This window comes from Natrinema thermotolerans (genome assembly GCF_031165565.1).
Lineage (GTDB): Archaea > Halobacteriota > Halobacteria > Halobacteriales > Natrialbaceae > Natrinema > Natrinema thermotolerans.
Genome location: NZ_CP101876.1, coordinates 1 through 17,198 on the forward strand (window position 1 = coordinate 1; position 17,198 = coordinate 17,198).

A 17,198-nucleotide genomic window follows, 5' to 3' on the forward strand; every position below is an offset into this window, starting at 1 on the left:
GTACACGAATATCAAGTCGAACACGTATTTTAGTAGATGCAACCCTTGGGAAACGATATGAGTACCTCAGCATCCAAACGAGCCCAACAGGCTGCAGAGGCCCATCATGACGGCGATACGATCCCCTGCGGAATGGGGCGCGTTCAGGAGTCGGGCGGCAGCGCCTACGGACTGCTGCCGACTCCGTTCAGCGACAACGAGGGTCTCGAGCAGGGGTCGCCGATGCAGATAGCGTATCACGTTCCGACGGGGTCGTTCATCCTGACCCCTGTCGAGTCCTGACTCTTCTAGATCGAGAGCCGTGCAAGGTGGTCCTCGAGGCCGACCCCGTGGGGTTGCTCGCGGATGTATACGACCGACGCGATGTATGCACGCCGAGCGTATTCACCGGAACCCCAGCGTGCATAGATCGAGCCCGTCGACGCCGATCGTCGCGACGATCACGTCGCACCCGCGACCCCCCTTTATATACGATCGATCGGTCCCTCACTCGAGAACAACGCTCTAGGGCCCCCGGTGCATACATCCCTTTATATGGCAACTAAGCGGACGACGCTCCGACTCAGTGACGAACGGAAGCGACTGCTCGAGCAGGCTGAAAAGATCGTGCGGGACGGCCCGGAAGACGAACCGCCCACGTCAGACGTTATCGACGCCGCTTTGACGCATTTGATCGAATCGGAGCAGAACATCGACGCCGCTCGCGAAGAGCATCCGCCGCACGTCATTCAGGACATCGCGAACACCAGCGTCGTCGGACTCCGGTACCGAACCCGGATCGAATCGAAGTGGCGATAATTGACGAACGTCCACCGGCCTCCTCGAGGTCAGCTCGTCGACGAGCGCGATCGCGCCGTCGACGAAGCCGATCGAGCCGAGGACCTCGCCGATTCTTTATAAAGGAACTTCCTTAGCGAGATTACGGAGAGAACTACCGTATAGGATACACTTCAATTGTCCAAATACTCGCTTGGGAATTGAACGGGAGAGCCGAGTGTCTGGTATTTCCTTCGAAGGAAATGGATAGGAAACAGGTGAGAAATGGGATAGAAATGCGAGGGTAGTGTGAGAGAAATACGAGGGAAATACTAACAGCGGTGGGGGTTACTGTGGTGTATGAGCAACCGACTCGACAGAGTCGAGAAGGCCGTGAGACGGCATCCTGACCCCGTTGTATCGACCACGGAGGTAGTCGATGCCCTCGAGGACGACGTGACGCGGCGGACAGTCCTCGACGATCTCCGACTGCTCGAGCGCGCCGATGCCCTCGAGAGCAAAGACATCGGGAGTCGCGCAGTCGCATGGTGGCACGTCGATCGCGTCGTCGCTCCGCCGCCACCGGACCCAGCAGACCATCCGGATCAGCGCGGGCTCGGCGAGCAGGGCCTCGAGGACGATGTCGACCAGGAGGCGAGCGTCGACGACGATCGTCGCGACGACCACGTCGCTGCTGGCCACGCCGTCGACGACGACCAGGAGGCGCGCGTCGACGCGGGTCGTCACGACGGCCTCGAGGACGCGCTGGCCGACTGGCGGCCGGGAAAGCCCCGTGACCGAGAGGAACGCCGCGAGATCGGTTTCGAGGCGCTCGAGTGGCTGCAGCAGCAGTCCGGTCCGAGAACCCGCGCGGAGTTCGTCAGTGCGCTCTACGAGCAGACGCATCTGGACGGGCAAGGAGAGGACTCTTGGTGGCAGCGCGTCGTCCGGCCGGCGTTGAACCGGGCGGTCGATCAGGGAGTCATCGAGAAGCCGAGCCATATCAAGTATCAGTGGCCGACGGATGAGTAGCCGAGACAGTCGCGCCGATCGCCGTCGACGGGCTCGTCGAGCAGCGCGGTCGGCGGGTGGGTGGGGGTCGGCCCCGCCTCGGCCCCGGCCGGCGCTCGGGCTGGCAGGATAAGCTAAAGGGCCGCCTCGCTTCGCTCGGCTCGCGCGCCTAGCGGCGCGCAAAAAATTTCGGGGGGTCGACGGCGCTACGCGCCTGTCCGCGGTTTGTAACAGGCGTCCTTGCGAAGGTCAGCATTACCGGAGAGTAACGGGAACCTACTTCGGCGTTTCAGGCCTCGAGACGGCCATTCTCAGCCTGTGCGTTGCTCCCTCGATTTCGGGGTTGTGGACGCGGCGATTTTGGAGGTCCCCAGAATCGCAAGACGGCAGCCGGAAAACCTCCGTTTCGGTTGGATATAATGACACTGTCGGATGCTGGATAGTTGTCCGTCGACGACGTGGTCGGCCGCCGCCGACGAAGAGATCCGGGCCGTCGACGACGAGGGTCAGCTGTCGCTCGAGGTCGAAAAGACGTCGACAACAGAATGACGGCGAAAAGGAGGGGCGAAGGATAGACGCACGGCTGGCCAGCGGGCGATCACGGAGTGATCTGCGGGTTAGCCGGGCGGTGGGCTGTCGACCGACTCAGCGCCGTCTGTCGGCAGCCTCGCTTGCCCTGTCTGCCGCTCGAGCCATCCCTCCCAGCCGCCCTTTTCTTCCCACTCCTGCTTTGCACGGACGGCCTCGTCGGCGAAGAGCGCCTTCGATCGCCATTCCTCATCGTCGACGAAGTCGGCCCGGTCGATCGAGACGAGGTTTCCGTGACACGTCGCCATCGAGATCTCGTCCTCGTCCGTCGACGAGGTTTCGGCGTCGTCCTCGAGGTCGTCGAGCGCGTCCTCATCAGCGGGGTCACTGTCGTGGTCGGTTTCCTCTTCGGGGATCTCCTCGCGGCACGACGCTTCCATCTTCTCGATTCCGAGCAGCAGCGGGGCGACCGCATTGCACTTCGCTTTCGCTTCCTCGAGGTCGCGATCGTCGGCGTTCAGGAACTCCTTGCCCTTCTTGCCGTAGATGTACTTGTTGTGATCGCCACCCTTCCCGTCCTCGCGGGTGTCGATCGCAACGTGACTGAGCGCGTAGACGACGGCGCGGGCGACATCGCGAATCCCACCGAGAGAGATAGGCGAGTTGCCTTCTCTCTTCCCGGTGATTCGGTGAATGACCCAGTCCGTTTCCGCGTTCACGAGCTTCGTGACATCGCCGCCGGGGAACCAAGGACAGGCTCCGATCAGGTGGATGTGGGGCCGGTGCTGCAGTTCCTCGCGAACGTCCCCGTACCAGTCACGACCCTCGAAGAGGCGTTCCTTCCACTCGCCGATGTCGTCGTCATGGTTCTGCTCGAAGTCCTCTGCCTCGTTGAGAACGGCGTCGTCGCCCTCGTCGTCCTCGGTCGGCTGCCCCGTCCACGGATGATACAGTGCGATACCCTGCATATCGATTTCCGCCATGAACTCCTGAGCGAGCGATATAAGCTCCTGCTCGGGATTTTCAGCGTCGATATACAGGTCTTCGGGCGGGCTGAGAACGGCGTGATGCTTGTATACGGCGTCGTAATCGTTGTTCGCGGACATCATCCGGGCAGCGCCCATGATGTTGTTGACGATCCCCGGTGCGGTCTTGAGGACCCACTTCGGCGCGCACCTCGGGCACATCGACTGACTGCACGTCCGACCAATCTTGACCATCTCCCCGCAGCAGTCGCAGACGTGAGGAATTGGCTTCCCGCATGTCTCTCGTTTCTCACCGAATCCGGGGAGATCGAGCGCAGCCGGCCGGTACTTCTTCTCGAGCCCGCCGGTGGTCCGTTCGTCGTTGAACGTCTTGGTGTTCGGGTACTTCCGCTCATACTCGTCGATGATGTCCTCTTTCGTGAGCGTGTCCAGGCTCTCGATCACATCGATGATCCGGGCGGCCTGCTCGCGGTCCTCTTGCGAGGCAGCGATGTCCGGCCCGACGGTACTGTACAACTCGGTGTCGTCGTTGGAATCGGTATCAGTCGTCATGGTCGTCCTCCGCCCGCTTGCGACGGGCTCGCGACAGAATCGTTCGGATCGTCGATGCCTCCCACTTCGTGAAGCTAGCTAGCTCCGACGGCGACAGTCCCTCGAGGTCGACCGAGACGAAGACCTCCCGTTCGGCGTCGGTCAGACCGGTGAGGGTCGGCTTCGGGACCATCCCGTCGGTGCGCACGTCGTCGGTCGCCTCGTCGTTGCGCTCCTGGACGCCGTCGAAGGTCCGGAGTGATCCGTCTCGGGTCACGCTACCACCACCACATCACCCTGACAGACGGGGCACGTTTCCCAGCGACGGGGGGACTCTTCCGACTCGGCTCCGCAGTCGGTGCAGCGGAGATGGTACGTCTCGCTCATCCTAGATCGACCTCCGGGACGAGCGTCGGCTCTTCGAGGGACCGCTGAAAGACGGCGCAAAGGTGCGCGCACGGTCCATCATGAAACTGGTAGCCGGGACACGTACAGCGGCCGGCGTAGCCCGCTCCGTCGCCGGCGAGACGGACGACGTGAGTCCGGTCGGAGGTTTCGAACCTGACGGCGAACTCGCCTGGCTGCATCGGCTCGATCTCCGCGGCCTCCTCGAGGGCCCGCTCCCAACTCGAGGTCAGCTCGTCCTCGGCGGCCTCGAAGTCGAGCCGGTCCTCGTCGATCGACGCCGCTGCGGGCTGGCGTCCGTCGCTGCTCATGGGAGACGGCCCTCCTCCGGGAACATGGGTGCCGGACGCGACTCCTCGAGGACGATCTCGCGCTCGATCCTGCAGTCGTTACAGATCGATGGACGGGTCTGCTCGGAACTCGGGACATCCGGCTTGAACCGAAGCGGGACGCCCTCGATACCGCAGTCGTCGCAGGTGCCGATCAGTCCCACCGGAACCACCCCAGCAGCGAGCGGAGTTTGCCGCGGAGCCGATCGCGGAGATCGACGCGCCAAGAGGCGTCGAAATCGACATCGTCGGATCGGAGCGGGAACCGCGGCCGGTCGTGGCCCTCGAGGCAGCGATCGAGCCGGTAGCCGACCCACTTCTTGCAGTGGGGACAGAACCACATCGATTCGTCCCGGTCAGACATCGTCGTCACCCCCTGCGAGTCGCTCCCGAGCGGTCGCTAGGAGATTGCCCATCGTTCCGGGCCGTCGCTCCGTCTTGCGGCCGTACTCACGGACGCCGTAGTCACCGAGCTTCGTCGCTTCGACGACCTCCCGCTCGGCCTCGGTCAGGCGCTCGAGGTCGTCCTCGTCGACGGCCTCGAGGTCGACCTCGTCGACGCGATCGTCGATGCCGGCGTCGTCACTCTCGAAGTCAACGAGGGACGCCTGACTCATGACAACCACCTTGCGCTACGTCTGTCCGCGGATTTTAGTGAGTTCGGTCCAGATAGACACATGGCTCTCGTGGGGGCTCCGGCGGCGTCGGCTACGTGGAACTGGGTGACGCCGACGGAGTTAGTAACGGGAGCCGCATTTTGCGACGGCGAACCCGTCTGTTCTGCATTCTCGTCGGGGCTATAACAAACCGATGGTACCGTGGTGAAAGTGAAGCTCTTCCTTGTCGAGAGGATCATCGAGGATCACCGTCCGGGTAGCAGGTCGGGCAGGGGTTCGCAGACGACCGTCTCATCGCCTCTTTCGGCTTCTGGTCCCACTCGGAACGGTCAGCCCGAAGAACCTGCCCGCACTTCGGATGCCCCTCGTTGTGCGGGTCTTGCCGATGGTAGGAGGTCCTCGAGTTCGACGACGACGAGACGAGGACCTGCTCGACGCCGTCGACGACCGGCTCCGTCGACGCGATCGAGCCGAGCGAGGTCTGTCGCTCCCCGTCGAGCGTCGACTGGTTAGGCTTCATCGCCGTCCTCCTCTCTGATGACGATTTTGCCCTCACTGTCGAGGTCGACAGCAAACTCGACATCGTCGCCCGCGGACATCTCAGCCTGAGAGAGAATATCCGGGGGAATCGTTACAACAGTGCTTGAACCGGCCGATCTCAGTTGACCGTCATCGACCAATTCGCCTGTTTCTGTGTTGACTCTCACCGACATACAAACGCAAGTATGTCGGCATAAGGTTTTAAATCTAATCCCATTCTGATACAGCGGGTTAGTGATGGAGTTGTTATAGAGGTAAGACCGTTGTGATAGGGTACTCAGAACTTGATTAGATTTATCGGCACTATTCCCATAGGACGGAGTAAGATGAGCATGGTCGAGATTGATACAGAGAACAATAAGATTCGAGATAAGCGCACCTTCACGGCCTCGGGAACGAGTACGATTCTTTCGTTCCCTCCGGAACTCTTGGACACCTTGGAACTCGATAAGGGCGACGAGGTCGAGATCGAGGGCGATTGGGCCAGCAGGGAGATCACGATCCGTCCCGTTGAAGACGAAGAATAGATCTCGGTCAAGAAAGCACAGATGACGCTGGATGTCGATCCAGACGAGTCGACGGTGAAAGGTGAGCGCGCGATCCGTTCGTCGGGAAACAGCAGTATCCTCTCGATCCCGCCTTTCATGATGCAGTTGATGGACTGGGAGGAGGACGACGAACTCGAGATGGTTGGTAAGTGGGAAGAGGGGGAGGTAGTCCTCCGGAAAATCGAAGACAGTAACGAAGAGTAGACCCGTCTCGTCGCCCTGAGTGAGTGATAACGTTTTTGTCACGGCAGTCTCGAGACGAACGATATGGCCGAGGGACTGCAGCGGAAGATCGAGGACGCGCAGATAGAGGGCTGGGAGATCCAAGAGGAACGCAACGACAGCGCCGTCATGATCCGGCGGAAGAAGGGGACGCTCACGGCCCACATCCTGATTTTCCTGCTGCTCGGCTGGTGGACGATCGGCCTCGCGAACCTCCTGTATCTCTGCTACAAGTACTTCGTCGACAAGGAGAAGAAAGTCGTCCGCGCCGAATAGACGTTTGTCCCGTTTTCTGTACTGAAACCCGCCGGTCCTAAATCTACCAGTCTCACATACATACCAGACTCATTTTGTAACTAAAGGAAAACGCGGTACTGCGTCGGGCCGGTTCGTGGACGTCGTCGACGTCGACGATCGCGAGCAGCTCCTCGAGGAACGGATCGGGTGGACGGTCGTCAAGATTCGGTCGTCTCCTCGTCGCCGGGGTCGGCGTCGTCCGCGGCCTCCCGGAGTGCCTGCTCCTCGTCGAGCCCTGGCGGTGATCGATACGGGAGCCGGTCGAAGATCGCCCGGCCGAACCCGCGCAGTCTCTCCCGAGCGTAGTACGCCGGACACGCTGCCCCCGCTTGGAACGCCACGAGGACCAGCGCGAGCAACTCGAGGTCGACGGGGAGGTCGATCATCGGAGCGAGCCCCCCATCTGGGTTGCCTGACCCGCGTACAGCCCCTTCAACTCGCGCGGTTCGAACACGAGGACGACATCGTTCTCGGAGGGACCGATCTCCACGTCGACGGGCGTGTACCAGGTATAGTCGACACCCTGCCGCCCGGAACTCGCCACGAGGACGAAATCGTCGTAGCTCGAGCGGAGCGTGTAGATGGTAAAGGTCCCGTCGTTCGCGACTGGTGCGACTGTCGGAAGATCGCCCATTGCCATGATGTACTTCGCATCACCGAGGCGATTCCCGTCAGTATCGATGGCTACACCCCTGAGAACGCGGAAATACGAACCGGGTATCAGTGTAGACCGGCGAACACCCAACCCGGCCGCCGAGCGGCTCGGCGGGGATCGCGCCGTCGCACCGATTCCGAATGGTTCGAACGGGACGGTCTGCCGGAGCGGGTCGTGTCCGGGACTAAGCCGTGCCGTGGTCGTGTACGTCAGCGTTGCCGCCGTCGGTGGGGCTATTGAATCTCTGGCTCGCTGAACCGTCGTCGCCCTTCCTTCACCCGCTGCGGGATCGAAGGGGACGGTCTGCCGGAGCGGGTCGTGTCCGGGGCTGAGTCGTGCCGTGGTTGTGTACGTCGGCGTTGCTATCCCGCCATTCCCTATCGTTGCGGAGGTGGATAGCGTGACCATGCGTTATTCGTGTCTGAGGCCCATACTGAGAACCGTTGAGGTGCTTGCACCGGATTGTGCGAACACTCGGTAGTTGGTGCTGTTATGGGTGAAGTCGTCGCCGTGAGCGCCCCCTTCGCTGGAGTCGTTTGGAATGGTTTGCCTGAGGTACGCGACCGGGACTGTCTTCGCCGTCGTGTTGAACGCCGCTGGGTAGCGGAAAAAGAAGGTGTCGTCTTCACTCGACGGGTTGATAATTCCCCAGTCAGCGTCTTCTACGGGCGAATTGTCGAACCCGACATTACGGTTCGTGTGGGTGCTGTCGGAGTCCGAGTAAGATGTGAACCCGTAGATAGCGGCCTGTGCGATGTCCGACGTTCGGGTGAGTCCGATTAGCGGAATGCCCGGATCGTCAAAGAACCGGTCGCTCAGGTACTCATACGACGTAACGCTGGCGATTCCGTTGTTACCGTCGTTAGAGTTCCACGTGCCGATGTTGAACCCGTCCGCCTTGACGGACATGATGTAACTCACAGAGGTCCCGCGGATCGTGTCCCGGCTCAGGTTGTTGTTCGAACCCCAAACGCCGTACGGCGAGGCAAACCACTGGTAATCGTAGTCCGAATGGTTGGCGTAGGTGGCGTTGAAGTCGTCATACGTTGCCGGTGCGTCGTTGGAAACGTTGCTAACGAGGGCGTTAGCCTCTAAGCCGCTTTGTGAGCCGACGTTGGTGTAGCCGGTCGGGTAGTGGTTCGTGCTATCCCAGTCCGTCGAGATGACGAATTTGATTCCGGAAACGTGCCGCTGGGTGCCGTTCTGTTCGTGCCACTGGCCCCCGCTGAGATACATCAACAGGAAGGTGCCGGTGTTCGAGTCCTGTAGCACCCTGCCGTTGTTGTACCACGAGGTATCGCTGCCGTCGTTCGTGACGTAGGTATCTGCGTCCGACCAATTCGAATAGGTCAGGAGTTCCGTCACGAGGTCGCTCAGTAGCGTTTCGTAGGTCGCCGTTTTCTCTCCGATTACAGTCATTTGTTGGCTTTGACGATTACCTGCGTGTCGTTCGTGTCGTCGCTACGCTTCCGAATCCACGCGCTTGAGGCTCCGAGACCCCCCTCTGGGGCTTCGTGATACGGCGCATCCCCCGGCTCGAGCGGGATCTTCCGATAGTCTCCGCCCGAACGGAACGCGACGTAAATCGGCTCGGTGAATCCCCAAATCGTCACAGAGGACGCTGGGAACCCCCAGTTGAGCCGATTTTCCTCGGTCGAGGTCACCGCGATCGGGCTCTCCGTGACGAAGTACGCGGCCTCCTGGCTGTCCTCGGACTCGGGGTTGAGCGCTTCGACCGCATTCTCCCCGCGATGCTCGAGCAGGAGCGCGAGCAGGAGCCGCTCGGTGTCGCTCTCGACGAGGTCCTCGCCCCACGACGAGGCTCCGACGCCGTAGTCCTCGAGGACGCGCTCGATCGGGCTGTTGGGGCCGACCGTCGATGAACCGATCACGAGGCATCCCCCTCCTGCTCGGTGCCGCCGTCGGTCGCGACTGTCCGGACATCGCGCCGGAGATCGCGCACGGCGGCCGTGTGTTCTTGGATCGCACCGAGCCACTTGCTCCGCTCCTCGCGGCGTTGGTCGCGTTCTTTCAGGTACAGGCGGTACATGAGCAGGAACGCGACGGTCGGGAAGCCGAAGTTGTTGAGCAAGGCGGTGGGCTCCATGTTAGATCAGCCCTCCGGTGAGATCGCCCACGGCGTCGCCAGCACCGTCGACGAAGTTCCCGCCAGCGTCGGTCGCGCCGTCGACGAAGTTCCCACCGGCGTCTGTTGCACCGTCGACGAAGTTCCCACCGGCGTCTGTTGCACCGTCGACCATGTCACCGCCGGCGTCGGCCGCGTCGTCACCGGCACCCATCAGACCGCCGAAGAGGTTGCCGCCGGCGTCGGTGACGCCGTCGACGGTGTCGCCGACGAAGTCGCCGGCTCCGTCCGCGGCGTCGGTGGTGCCGCCCCAGACATCGCCCAGGACATCGCCACCGAAGTCGCTCGCGCCGTCCGCGAGGTCGGTCGCGCCGCCCCACACGTCGCCGATCGCGCCGCCGATCCCGCCGGCCGCGTCGGTCGAGCCGCCCCAGATGTCTCCGAGCGCGCCGCCGATTCCGCCGGCGGCCTCACCAGCGCCCGAGGTCGCGTTCATCAGCCCGCCGAAGAGGCTCCCAGCGGCGTCGCCGACGCCGTCCGCGGCCTGACCGGGGCCGCGGGTCATCTGGATCACGCGCCAGACGATGAACGCGAGCGCGATCGCGCCGATGACCATCGCGACGTTGAACCCCTTGCTGTCTTGGGCTGCATCGCTGATGTTGTCGGAGATGTTGCTCACTGCCTCCGCTGCCGGTTCCGCCGCGTCCGCTGCGCTGTCGGCCGCTTCGCCGGCGGCCAGTGCTGCCGCGGGTCCCGGCATCTAGCTCACCTCCATGTCGATACCGTCGATGGGGCTCGTGAGCCCCTGCGTGTGTGCGTTCATGATCGGATCGTGACGAACACCAGCAGCAGCGCCTGCAGTGCCAGCAGGGCGATCATGATGTCGTCCTGCGTCCACTGCGTGCCGTAGACGAGTCGCGCCGTCGGGCTCTCCGGCGGCTGCTGGGCTTGGTTCTGGTTCGCCGGGCTCGAGGTCGTGGTCGCGGTGGGTTCCGACGACGTTCCCGTCGCGGTGACCGCAAGCTCGCCGGGTCCGGTTCCTTCGGAAAGACCGCCCTGCACGGGAGATCACCCCGTGACTCCGATCATGTCCTGCTTGACGCGCGTTCCCAGCCCCTCGATGCGGGCCTCGGTCTGGAACCGCGGCAGCGATAGCAGGGCGTTGTTCGCTCGAGGCGTCCCGTTGGCCCGCTCGGGTGCCTCGAACGCGACCTTGTACGGCGCGTCGACGGCCACCTGCAGCCGGAATTTCCGGGGAAGGTACGGCTGTAGCGGCGTCCGATCGAACCCGAACGTGATTTCCTGCTGGGCTTGGTCGCGGGTGTGCAGGATCGCCGTCTGCGCCTCCTTGAGCGTCTGGTTGACCTTGCCGCCCGCTCCGGGCGCAGTCTTCCGGATCTCGACCGACGCCGGGTTGCGAGCGACGTAGAACACGTCGAGGTCGGTGTTGGTCCCGCTCGACGTGTAATCGAACGAGTTGGCCCCGTAGTCGACGCTGTCGGGCTGGACGACCGACCCATCTTCCCACAGCAGGAAGTCCTGGGTCGTCGGGCTCTCGATCAGGTTGTGACCGAGTTCGAACGTCTCCGAGTTGTCGGCCGATCCGTCGGTCGTGAAGTGTTCGTGTGCCGGGAGAACGAGCCGAAGCTCGCTGTCCGGGTCGTCCCGGAGCTGGAGCGCCCGCCCCGTCTCGATCTCCGCGACGACCGTCTCCTCTCCCGGGGTCCCGGCTTGAGTGTTGAACTCCCGAAGGGAGACGCTGCCGGGCACCCACGACGCATTTTCGAGTTGCTTTTCGACCGACATTACTCGAGGTCCACCTCCGCCAGCGCCGACTCCTCGAGGTAGATCTCGCTCTGGGAGTGGTCGATCTGCTCGGTCGAATCGACGAGGATGTACGCCTCGTCGATGTCGCGGACCTCGAGACCCTTGCCCTTCAGCGCGTGCTTGACCGCGTCGACTCGCCGGTCGTCCTGCTGGTCCGAGACGGAGTTCTTGATGTAGCTCGCGATGGTTGACTTCGGATCAGAGACGACCTGAATCGACTCGTCGGTCGGGGCCTGGTAGCCGATCGCGACGCGGGTGTCGGCCGGGAGCGGGTTCCCGTTCGAGTCGAGGAACTTCCCGTAGATCGGGATGCCGGCCTTGTCGCCCACGTCGACGCGGTTGCGGAAGAGGACGCCGACGCCGTCCTTCGGGTTGATCGAGAGGACGGGGGTGAGTTGGTCAGGGGTGTTCGTCTGCGTCTCGACGTACTTGCTCGAGTCGCCGAGCGCCGCGAAGAGTTGGAGGCTCATCTACGCCAGCACCTCCTCGATCATGCCCTGCGCGTTGAATCGCTCGGCAGCCTCGCGGACGGCGAATGCGCCCGATCCGAGGGTGAATGCACGGTTGTTGACGACCATCTCGCCGACGGCCATCCCACCGATACCGAAGATCTCCGACGGGAGCATCGTCCCCGTCGCGGTGTCGATGAGGTACGGGACGAGGTAGCCGCCCGCGACGAAGCCGACATCCATCCACACGTCACTGTCAGTCAGGACCTCCGTGGCCTGATCAAATTGCATTGCCATGCGATCAGACCAAACGGCCGAAATCGGATATAAGAGCGCGTTAGAACCGCGTTCTCCCGACACCAAGCGCCGCACGGTGCCGCGATCTGCCGCGGTCCGCCGTCACCGTCGCGATCGACTCCGATCCGCGGGCTCCTCGAGGCTCTGCTCGAAGTCGGCCATCACGATCCCCGCGACCTCCGACCGTTTGAGTTCGTGGCCGCGCCGCTCCTCGAGTTCTTCCTGAATCCGGTTCCACTGTTCGGCCTTACTCCCGCGGAGCGTTACGTCGATTCGCATTCTGAGTTAGTCGTCGAAGGGGTGTTTGATCCGGACTCGGTCGCTGCCGTAGTGCGTGCTGTTGAGCGTCCAATCGCGCGAGTCGATCCGCTGCAGCGTCGTGTCGTCCGAGTAGATCCACTCGGACCCGATCGTGTTGCCCGCGTCGTCGCTGAACCGGCGGAGCGTGAGCGGTTCGCCGTCGACGAGGAGATCGTCGGGGAGCGTCCGCGGGCAGGTTTCGGCGTCGGCCTTGTGAACGTCGGCCGGATACTCGACGATCCCGCGGACCTTGTCGAGGTCGTTCCCGGAGCCGAAGCCGCCGAGCATCGACGCCTGACACTGCGAGGCGATGTCTTCGTCGAGTTTCGCGAATCGCTGGGTGACCCACCCGACGCCCATCCCGTCGCCGTGCCACGTCGTCGCGAGCGTGTCGAAAGCGTCCGGGTAGCCCTTCTCCTGCGGCGCGAGCCGGTGGGCCTCGTCCAACCCGAGGAACGTCCGTTCTTCGAGCTGGGCCAGCGCCTCGATCACCGTCGCGATCGTCTCTCGCCAGGCGTCGTCGGTCATCCCGTCGCGGCCGAGTTGCAGGTTCCCGTTGTCCTCGAGGATCTGCCGCCACTGGGCCCGAGACAGGTTCTCCGTTCCGGGTCGGATGGGGAGCCGCTGCAGGAGTCCCGACTCGACCAGCCCGGTGTACTCGTCTTTGTAGTCGACGAGGATCGTCCGGTCGTACTCCGGCGCGTTCCGCTCCGTGTACGCCTGCAGCCCGTAGCTCTTCCCCCAGTTCGTCCGGGCACCGAACGCGAGGTTCATCCCTCGAGGTCCTCCGCTACCTCGTAGATGCCCTGCTCGGCCATCTCGAGCCCGCCGGCGAGTGCTTCCTCGAGGACGGCTTGGCGTCTCTCGTCGGACCACTCGATGACGGCCTCGCGGAACGTCTCGAGGTCGTCCACGTCGAAGCGTGCCCGGACGTGGGCCGTCGCGAGTTCGTCGACGCCGCCCTCGAGCCCCTGCTCGCGGTATCGCTCCGCCCACGTCTCTTTGGTTTCCTGCCACTCTTCCGCCGTCTGATCGGCGTACTGAGCGGCTTCCTCGGGATTCTCGAGGTCGTGCATCGCCTCTGTGACGTACCATGAGGGGAGCGAGCCGTCGATCATCGCGAGGGCCATCGAGCGGATTTGACCGACGCGGTCGTCGACCGACGGCAGCCCCTCGATGGGTTCGATGTCGTCGCCGGCCGCCTCCTGGAGGTCGGCGACGGCCTCCATCATCCGCCGCTCGCGATGGGCGACGATCGAGAGGAACGCCTCGGCTTGCTGGCTCTTGAAGAACTGTTCTGCCATCGCTTTCCGGGGATCTCCGCCGGTCGCCATCTCTCTAATCATGCTTCCTCCATCGAAAGGTCGTCCATCGAATCTATCGCGCCATCGAGCATCTCCGCGTCCTCGACGAGGACCATCACCGCGAACAGCGATGTGAACGCAACGAGCCCCTGACCGGGCCCGAGGTCGGGATCTCCGCCCCAGTTCTCCGCATACCATTCGTCGAAGTAGTCATCTAAGTCGAGATGCTTCGCGAGTTCCGCGTATTCGTCGATCGCATCCCCTCGATCGTCGACGCCCGACCCCATCCGCTCCTGTCCGAGGGTCGCACCCGCTCCGAGCGCCCTGCAGTAGATGTGACCGGGAGTGAGGTCGTTCGGCGAGTCATCCGCGCCGTCGCCGGCGTCCGGATCGTCCGCTGGGTCGTCGACGTCTTCCTCGTCGCCGGCGTCGCCGGCGTTGTCCTCGGCGTCGGCTGCAGCGACCTGCTCGGCGATCTCCGGGTCGACCTCTGCGTATGCGTCCCCCTCGAGTTCGGGCTCGGGCTCGTCGCCGGCGTCCTCGAGGTCGTCCTCGTCGACGGCTTGATCGGCGTCGCTCACTGCAGCCCACCCCCGGCCTCGCGGTCGATGGCGTTGCCGGTCGACTCGTCCTCGTCGTCCGGAGTCGGGTCGGCCGAGTCGACATCGATCGGGTCCGAGCGCCGGCGTCGCCACAGGTGGATCAGGACGGCGATCGCGACGGCCGCCCCGATCAGGAGTGCGGTCGTCCGGAGGCTCGGGAAGCCGAGCGAGGGGCCGCTCGAGGGGGCCGAGCCGCCGGTCGGGGGACCCGAGCCACCGCTCGAGGGCCCCTGATCGCCCCCTGTCTGCTGGTCGTTCCCTTGGTCGTCTGGGTCCCACGGGTCCCTGCTGTCTGCCGGTTCTCCCCGGTCGTCGCCTTGGTCGTCGTTGGTCGTGGTCATGTCGTCGTCGCTCGAGGGGCTGGTCGAGGGGTCCGAGCCGCCGGTCGAGGGGTCCGACCCACCGCTCGAGGGCCCCTGATCGCCCCCTGTCTGCTGGTCGGTTTGCTGGTCGTCGTCGCTCTCGTCCCCCTCGCCGTCCCCTGCTTTCCCTGCCTCTGGGGCCTCGACCCACGCCCCTTCGTTGCGGGCCTGCTTGTGAGCGGCGTCGCTCATCGCGTTGATGTGGCCCCTGACCCCCGCCTCGTCGTCAAACGGTGGTTGGTCGTCGTCCCATTCGTCCTCGTGCTTCACGCACCCCTCTACGGGGCAGAAATAGCCTGTCATGCGTCGCTCTCGAAGTCCTCGAGTGCTTGCGTGTCGCTGCGCCTCGCTCCGAACTGGCCGAGTCCCTCGCGTTCGTCGGGATCGTCGCTGTCACCTTGTCGGAGGTAGCCGTCTTGCTGGGCCGCACGGAACTCCCTCGAGGGGCCGTCGTCCCCCTCGTCCGGGAGGTCCTCGAGCAGGGCATCTTGCCCGTCGTCGCGACGATCGTCGTCGCCGGCGTCGTCCTCGACATGACGATCGTCGGCCAGCAGCGGGCCCTGATCGTCGCGACGATCGTCGTCGCCGGCGTCGTCCTCGTCCGTGCCGTAGAACCACTCGGTCGGGACGCCGTCGGGATGGTCCTCCATCCACTCGACGGCCGCCTCGAGGGCCTCTCTCCGGGCTGGATAGTTCCCGAGGACCTCCCGGACGAGTTCGTCGAGGTTCCCGACGATGACCTCCGCTCGGCCGCCGTCCGTCGCGACGGTCACCAGCAACTCGCCGCCGTCCATCCGGTCGCGTTTGAGCCGCCACTTCGGCTCGTCGTCGTCGCCCTCGAAGACCCACGAGCCGACATCTCGCTCGAGGACCTCGGGGTCCTCGAGGTCGTCCTCCGGCTCGGTGTCGCCGGCGTCGGCCGCGACTGAACCCTCTGCAGCGAGCTTCGAAAGGGCCTCCTCAAGGTCGCGGAACTCCTCGATTGGGTCCTGTCCGTGCGCTTTGCGGACGCCATTGATCGCCTTCGCTGCGGCCTCTGCGTCCCGTCGCGCCTCGCGAGTCGTTTCGATTGCGTCCTCGATGGCATGAGTCGCGGCATAGTAGCCTTGCCACGCCTGTTTGAGGGCCCCGAGCCAGCGCCCTTCGACCTCGTCCTCGGGGATCTCCTCGTCGAAGTCCGTCAGGAGCGACTGAACCTCGTCCTCGTCGACGCCGCATTCGTCGACCAGAAACTCGCAGGCCTCATCGTCTCCGTCCTCGCAGTGGGTTTCAGCGGTCCCACACTGACCGTCACGGAACCCCTCGACCGATGCGAGCTTATCGTCGACGGAGTCCTCGGCGTCGAGGCGATCGCCCTGCTCGTCGCGAGCCGCTCGCTTCGCGACCTCGCGGTGTTCGTCGACGGATAGGGTCGGGTCGAGATGCGACAGCCAGTCGTCGACGCCCTCGGCCCGCATGATCGCCTTGATCGACCGGGCCCACGGGACGCTGGCCCGCCCCTCGCTGAAGTCGATCGCGTCGCGCTCGTCCTCCTCGAGGGGTAGCTGACTCGTCCCGTCGCGCTCGGCTCGGGTGACCGCCGTCTCGATCGCGGCCTCCTCGAGGACCCGCTCGGGAGTGTCCGACGAGAGAGCGACGGTCTTGAGCCGCCGGTCGTCGTCGCTGCAGAGGTATTCCTCGTTCTCCTCCCGGAACAGGTCGGCGGCTTGCTTCGTCGCAAATTCGAACCGCTCAGTCATCGTCCACCTCGACGGGCTCGTACGTCTCGCGAAAGATCGAGTCGTTGCAGGGATACACCTCACCCTCGACGCCGGTGATGAGCCAGTCGCCGGGCTCGCCGACGACCGTTCCCTCGCGGGTGTCGATCTCGACGCGCTCCTCGAGTCGTTCGGCCTCGATTTCGACGGGACGTTTTCTGTACGTCCCGCTGCTTCCGTATTCATCCGTCATACTCGAGACGGATACTGACCGGTGATATAGCGGGCGAGACGGCTGTTCTTGAGGGTCCGGTCGTGGCCGTCGTAGCCGGTCGGCGGCCGTCCCTCCTGGAGCGTCGATCGCTCGAGGACATCCTCGAGGTCCGGAGTGACGTGCCACGACTTCTGCCCCGCCGGCGTCTCGGCCCAGACGACGGGCCATTCGCCGTCGTAGTAGTAGCCGACCGCGGCCGAGTCCCACGCCGTCGCGACGGCCGTCGCGAAGCCGATCGCGAGCAGGTTCCGATCGTGGTAGACCTCGTCGATGTCCTTCTCAGACATGGTCCTCGAAGTCGACGCCGGGCGCTGCGCCGACCTCCGTGAAGAGCGCCTCGAGCATCTCCTGAAACTCCGCCTGTCGCTCGTTGTTCGCTTCCCGGAGGTCGCGGATGTCCTCGAGGGCCTCGGCCTGTCGCTCCGCTGCAGCGGCCTGTGCGTGCAGGTACTCGAGGATCGTCGCGTCGTGGTCGTTGTGCGAATCGACTTCGTCGGGTCGGGTTAGTGCGTCACCCATGCACCGGACCACAGCGGTCACGTACTTGGCAGGTGACAGAATTGGAACCTGAATAG

At 64.0% G+C, this 17,198-nt stretch carries 33 protein-coding genes; 5 read left to right on the forward strand and 28 right to left on the reverse strand.

Annotated elements, in window-relative coordinates:
- Window positions 1-57 precede the first annotated feature (57 nt).
- Both NP511_RS22700 and NP511_RS22705 read left to right on the forward strand, forming a co-directional pair.
- On the forward strand, window positions 58-282 hold the full coding sequence (locus tag NP511_RS22700; protein WP_136396845.1) for a hypothetical protein: 225 nt from the start codon (window positions 58-60) through the stop codon (window positions 280-282).
- Window positions 283-534: 252 nt separating this feature from the next.
- Window positions 535-798, forward strand: coding sequence for a DUF7386 family protein (locus NP511_RS22705; RefSeq protein ID WP_136396844.1), 264 nt, complete (start codon window positions 535-537; stop codon window positions 796-798).
- Between the two features lie 306 nt (window positions 799-1,104).
- Here NP511_RS22705 and NP511_RS22710 read toward each other — a convergent pair whose 3' ends face one another.
- The 9 genes from NP511_RS22710 to NP511_RS22750 form a co-directional block, all read right to left on the reverse strand.
- On the reverse strand, window positions 1,105-1,758 hold the full coding sequence (locus NP511_RS22710) for a hypothetical protein (RefSeq protein WP_049964124.1): 654 nt from the start codon (window positions 1,756-1,758) through the stop codon (window positions 1,105-1,107).
- A gap of 626 nt (window positions 1,759-2,384) precedes the next feature.
- A complete protein-coding gene (locus NP511_RS22715) occupies window positions 2,385-3,833 on the reverse strand; it encodes a hypothetical protein (protein WP_049964125.1) in 1,449 nt (482 codons plus the stop codon).
- Window positions 3,823-4,089, reverse strand: coding sequence for a sigma factor-like helix-turn-helix DNA-binding protein (locus NP511_RS22720; protein ID WP_049964126.1), 267 nt, complete (start codon window positions 4,087-4,089; stop codon window positions 3,823-3,825). Before NP511_RS22720 ends, NP511_RS22715 begins: the two co-directional genes overlap by 11 nt.
- Before the next feature lie 106 nt (window positions 4,090-4,195).
- Window positions 4,196-4,528, reverse strand: coding sequence for an SWIM zinc finger family protein (locus NP511_RS22725; RefSeq protein ID WP_049964127.1), 333 nt, complete (start codon window positions 4,526-4,528; stop codon window positions 4,196-4,198).
- Complete coding sequence (locus tag NP511_RS22730; protein WP_049964150.1) at window positions 4,525-4,710, reverse strand: hypothetical protein; 186 nt, start codon at window positions 4,708-4,710, stop codon at window positions 4,525-4,527. Before NP511_RS22730 ends, NP511_RS22725 begins: the two co-directional genes overlap by 4 nt.
- Complete coding sequence (locus NP511_RS22735) at window positions 4,701-4,910, reverse strand: hypothetical protein (RefSeq protein ID WP_049964128.1); 210 nt, start codon at window positions 4,908-4,910, stop codon at window positions 4,701-4,703. Before NP511_RS22735 ends, NP511_RS22730 begins: the two co-directional genes overlap by 10 nt.
- Window positions 4,903-5,163: an RNA polymerase sigma factor gene (locus NP511_RS22740; RefSeq protein ID WP_049964129.1), complete on the reverse strand. Its 261-nt coding sequence runs from the start codon at window positions 5,161-5,163 to the stop codon at window positions 4,903-4,905. Before NP511_RS22740 ends, NP511_RS22735 begins: the two co-directional genes overlap by 8 nt.
- Before the next feature lie 235 nt (window positions 5,164-5,398).
- On the reverse strand, window positions 5,399-5,683 hold the full coding sequence (locus NP511_RS22745) for a hypothetical protein (RefSeq protein ID WP_049964130.1): 285 nt from the start codon (window positions 5,681-5,683) through the stop codon (window positions 5,399-5,401).
- Window positions 5,673-5,870, reverse strand: coding sequence for an AbrB/MazE/SpoVT family DNA-binding domain-containing protein (locus NP511_RS22750; RefSeq protein ID WP_136396843.1), 198 nt, complete (start codon window positions 5,868-5,870; stop codon window positions 5,673-5,675). Before NP511_RS22750 ends, NP511_RS22745 begins: the two co-directional genes overlap by 11 nt.
- 159 nt (window positions 5,871-6,029) lie before the next feature.
- Between NP511_RS22750 and NP511_RS22755 the strand changes: the two genes are divergently transcribed.
- The 3 genes from NP511_RS22755 (at window position 6,030) to NP511_RS22765 (ending at window position 6,749) form a co-directional block, all read left to right on the forward strand.
- Window positions 6,030-6,230: an AbrB/MazE/SpoVT family DNA-binding domain-containing protein gene (locus tag NP511_RS22755; protein WP_049964131.1), complete on the forward strand. Its 201-nt coding sequence runs from the start codon at window positions 6,030-6,032 to the stop codon at window positions 6,228-6,230.
- 21 nt (window positions 6,231-6,251) lie between these two features.
- Window positions 6,252-6,455: a hypothetical protein gene (locus tag NP511_RS22760; RefSeq protein WP_049964132.1), complete on the forward strand. Its 204-nt coding sequence runs from the start codon at window positions 6,252-6,254 to the stop codon at window positions 6,453-6,455.
- 63 nt (window positions 6,456-6,518) lie between these two features.
- Window positions 6,519-6,749, forward strand: a complete 231-nt coding sequence (locus tag NP511_RS22765) for a DUF8108 domain-containing protein (protein ID WP_049964133.1) — start codon at window positions 6,519-6,521, stop codon at window positions 6,747-6,749.
- Window positions 6,750-6,928: 179 nt separating this feature from the next.
- Here NP511_RS22765 and NP511_RS22770 read toward each other — a convergent pair whose 3' ends face one another.
- The 19 genes from NP511_RS22770 to NP511_RS22860 form a co-directional block, all read right to left on the reverse strand.
- Window positions 6,929-7,156: a hypothetical protein gene (locus tag NP511_RS22770; protein WP_049964134.1), complete on the reverse strand. Its 228-nt coding sequence runs from the start codon at window positions 7,154-7,156 to the stop codon at window positions 6,929-6,931.
- Window positions 7,153-7,410 carry a hypothetical protein gene (locus tag NP511_RS22775; protein WP_233274286.1) on the reverse strand — a complete coding sequence of 86 codons (258 nt, stop codon included), beginning with the start codon at window positions 7,408-7,410 and terminating at the stop codon, window positions 7,153-7,155. Before NP511_RS22775 ends, NP511_RS22770 begins: the two co-directional genes overlap by 4 nt.
- A gap of 426 nt (window positions 7,411-7,836) precedes the next feature.
- A complete protein-coding gene (locus NP511_RS22780) occupies window positions 7,837-8,844 on the reverse strand; it encodes a hypothetical protein (protein WP_049964136.1) in 1,008 nt (335 codons plus the stop codon).
- The gene (locus NP511_RS22785; RefSeq protein ID WP_049964137.1) at window positions 8,841-9,317 is read right to left on the reverse strand and encodes a hypothetical protein; all 477 of its coding nucleotides are present in this window, start codon (window positions 9,315-9,317) and stop codon (window positions 8,841-8,843) included. The genes NP511_RS22780 and NP511_RS22785 overlap by 4 nt, the downstream gene beginning before the upstream one ends.
- Window positions 9,314-9,532: a hypothetical protein gene (locus tag NP511_RS22790; RefSeq protein ID WP_006649206.1), complete on the reverse strand. Its 219-nt coding sequence runs from the start codon at window positions 9,530-9,532 to the stop codon at window positions 9,314-9,316. Before NP511_RS22790 ends, NP511_RS22785 begins: the two co-directional genes overlap by 4 nt.
- 1 nt (window position 9,533) lies before the next feature.
- Window positions 9,534-10,271 (reverse strand): hypothetical protein, encoded by a 738-nt coding sequence (locus NP511_RS22795; protein WP_049964138.1) that lies wholly within the window; start codon window positions 10,269-10,271, stop codon window positions 9,534-9,536.
- Between the two features lie 59 nt (window positions 10,272-10,330).
- Window positions 10,331-10,573, reverse strand: coding sequence for a hypothetical protein (locus NP511_RS22800; protein WP_049964139.1), 243 nt, complete (start codon window positions 10,571-10,573; stop codon window positions 10,331-10,333).
- 6 nt (window positions 10,574-10,579) lie between these two features.
- A complete protein-coding gene (locus NP511_RS22805) occupies window positions 10,580-11,317 on the reverse strand; it encodes a hypothetical protein (protein WP_049964140.1) in 738 nt (245 codons plus the stop codon).
- Window positions 11,317-11,808: a hypothetical protein gene (locus NP511_RS22810; RefSeq protein WP_049964141.1), complete on the reverse strand. Its 492-nt coding sequence runs from the start codon at window positions 11,806-11,808 to the stop codon at window positions 11,317-11,319. The genes NP511_RS22805 and NP511_RS22810 overlap by 1 nt, the downstream gene beginning before the upstream one ends.
- Window positions 11,809-12,084, reverse strand: a complete 276-nt coding sequence (locus NP511_RS22815; protein WP_049964142.1) for a hypothetical protein — start codon at window positions 12,082-12,084, stop codon at window positions 11,809-11,811.
- Window positions 12,085-12,186: 102 nt separating this feature from the next.
- The gene (locus NP511_RS22820; RefSeq protein ID WP_162834881.1) at window positions 12,187-12,363 is read right to left on the reverse strand and encodes a hypothetical protein; all 177 of its coding nucleotides are present in this window, start codon (window positions 12,361-12,363) and stop codon (window positions 12,187-12,189) included.
- A gap of 6 nt (window positions 12,364-12,369) precedes the next feature.
- Window positions 12,370-13,158 (reverse strand): ATP-binding protein, encoded by a 789-nt coding sequence (locus tag NP511_RS22825; RefSeq protein ID WP_049964143.1) that lies wholly within the window; start codon window positions 13,156-13,158, stop codon window positions 12,370-12,372.
- The gene (locus tag NP511_RS22830; RefSeq protein ID WP_233274287.1) at window positions 13,155-13,688 is read right to left on the reverse strand and encodes a hypothetical protein; all 534 of its coding nucleotides are present in this window, start codon (window positions 13,686-13,688) and stop codon (window positions 13,155-13,157) included. The genes NP511_RS22825 and NP511_RS22830 overlap by 4 nt, the downstream gene beginning before the upstream one ends.
- A gap of 38 nt (window positions 13,689-13,726) precedes the next feature.
- Window positions 13,727-14,269, reverse strand: coding sequence for a hypothetical protein (locus NP511_RS22835; RefSeq protein WP_049964145.1), 543 nt, complete (start codon window positions 14,267-14,269; stop codon window positions 13,727-13,729).
- Window positions 14,266-14,955, reverse strand: a complete 690-nt coding sequence (locus NP511_RS22840) for a hypothetical protein (RefSeq protein ID WP_049964146.1) — start codon at window positions 14,953-14,955, stop codon at window positions 14,266-14,268. Before NP511_RS22840 ends, NP511_RS22835 begins: the two co-directional genes overlap by 4 nt.
- On the reverse strand, window positions 14,952-16,391 hold the full coding sequence (locus NP511_RS22845; protein WP_144240361.1) for a hypothetical protein: 1,440 nt from the start codon (window positions 16,389-16,391) through the stop codon (window positions 14,952-14,954). Before NP511_RS22845 ends, NP511_RS22840 begins: the two co-directional genes overlap by 4 nt.
- On the reverse strand, window positions 16,384-16,602 hold the full coding sequence (locus tag NP511_RS22850; RefSeq protein ID WP_049964147.1) for a PGDYG domain-containing protein: 219 nt from the start codon (window positions 16,600-16,602) through the stop codon (window positions 16,384-16,386). The genes NP511_RS22845 and NP511_RS22850 overlap by 8 nt, the downstream gene beginning before the upstream one ends.
- The gene (locus NP511_RS22855; RefSeq protein WP_049964148.1) at window positions 16,599-16,910 is read right to left on the reverse strand and encodes a WDGH domain-containing protein; all 312 of its coding nucleotides are present in this window, start codon (window positions 16,908-16,910) and stop codon (window positions 16,599-16,601) included. The genes NP511_RS22850 and NP511_RS22855 overlap by 4 nt, the downstream gene beginning before the upstream one ends.
- The gene (locus NP511_RS22860) at window positions 16,903-17,142 is read right to left on the reverse strand and encodes a hypothetical protein (RefSeq protein ID WP_049964149.1); all 240 of its coding nucleotides are present in this window, start codon (window positions 17,140-17,142) and stop codon (window positions 16,903-16,905) included. Before NP511_RS22860 ends, NP511_RS22855 begins: the two co-directional genes overlap by 8 nt.
- Between the last annotated feature and the right edge of the window lie 56 nt (window positions 17,143-17,198).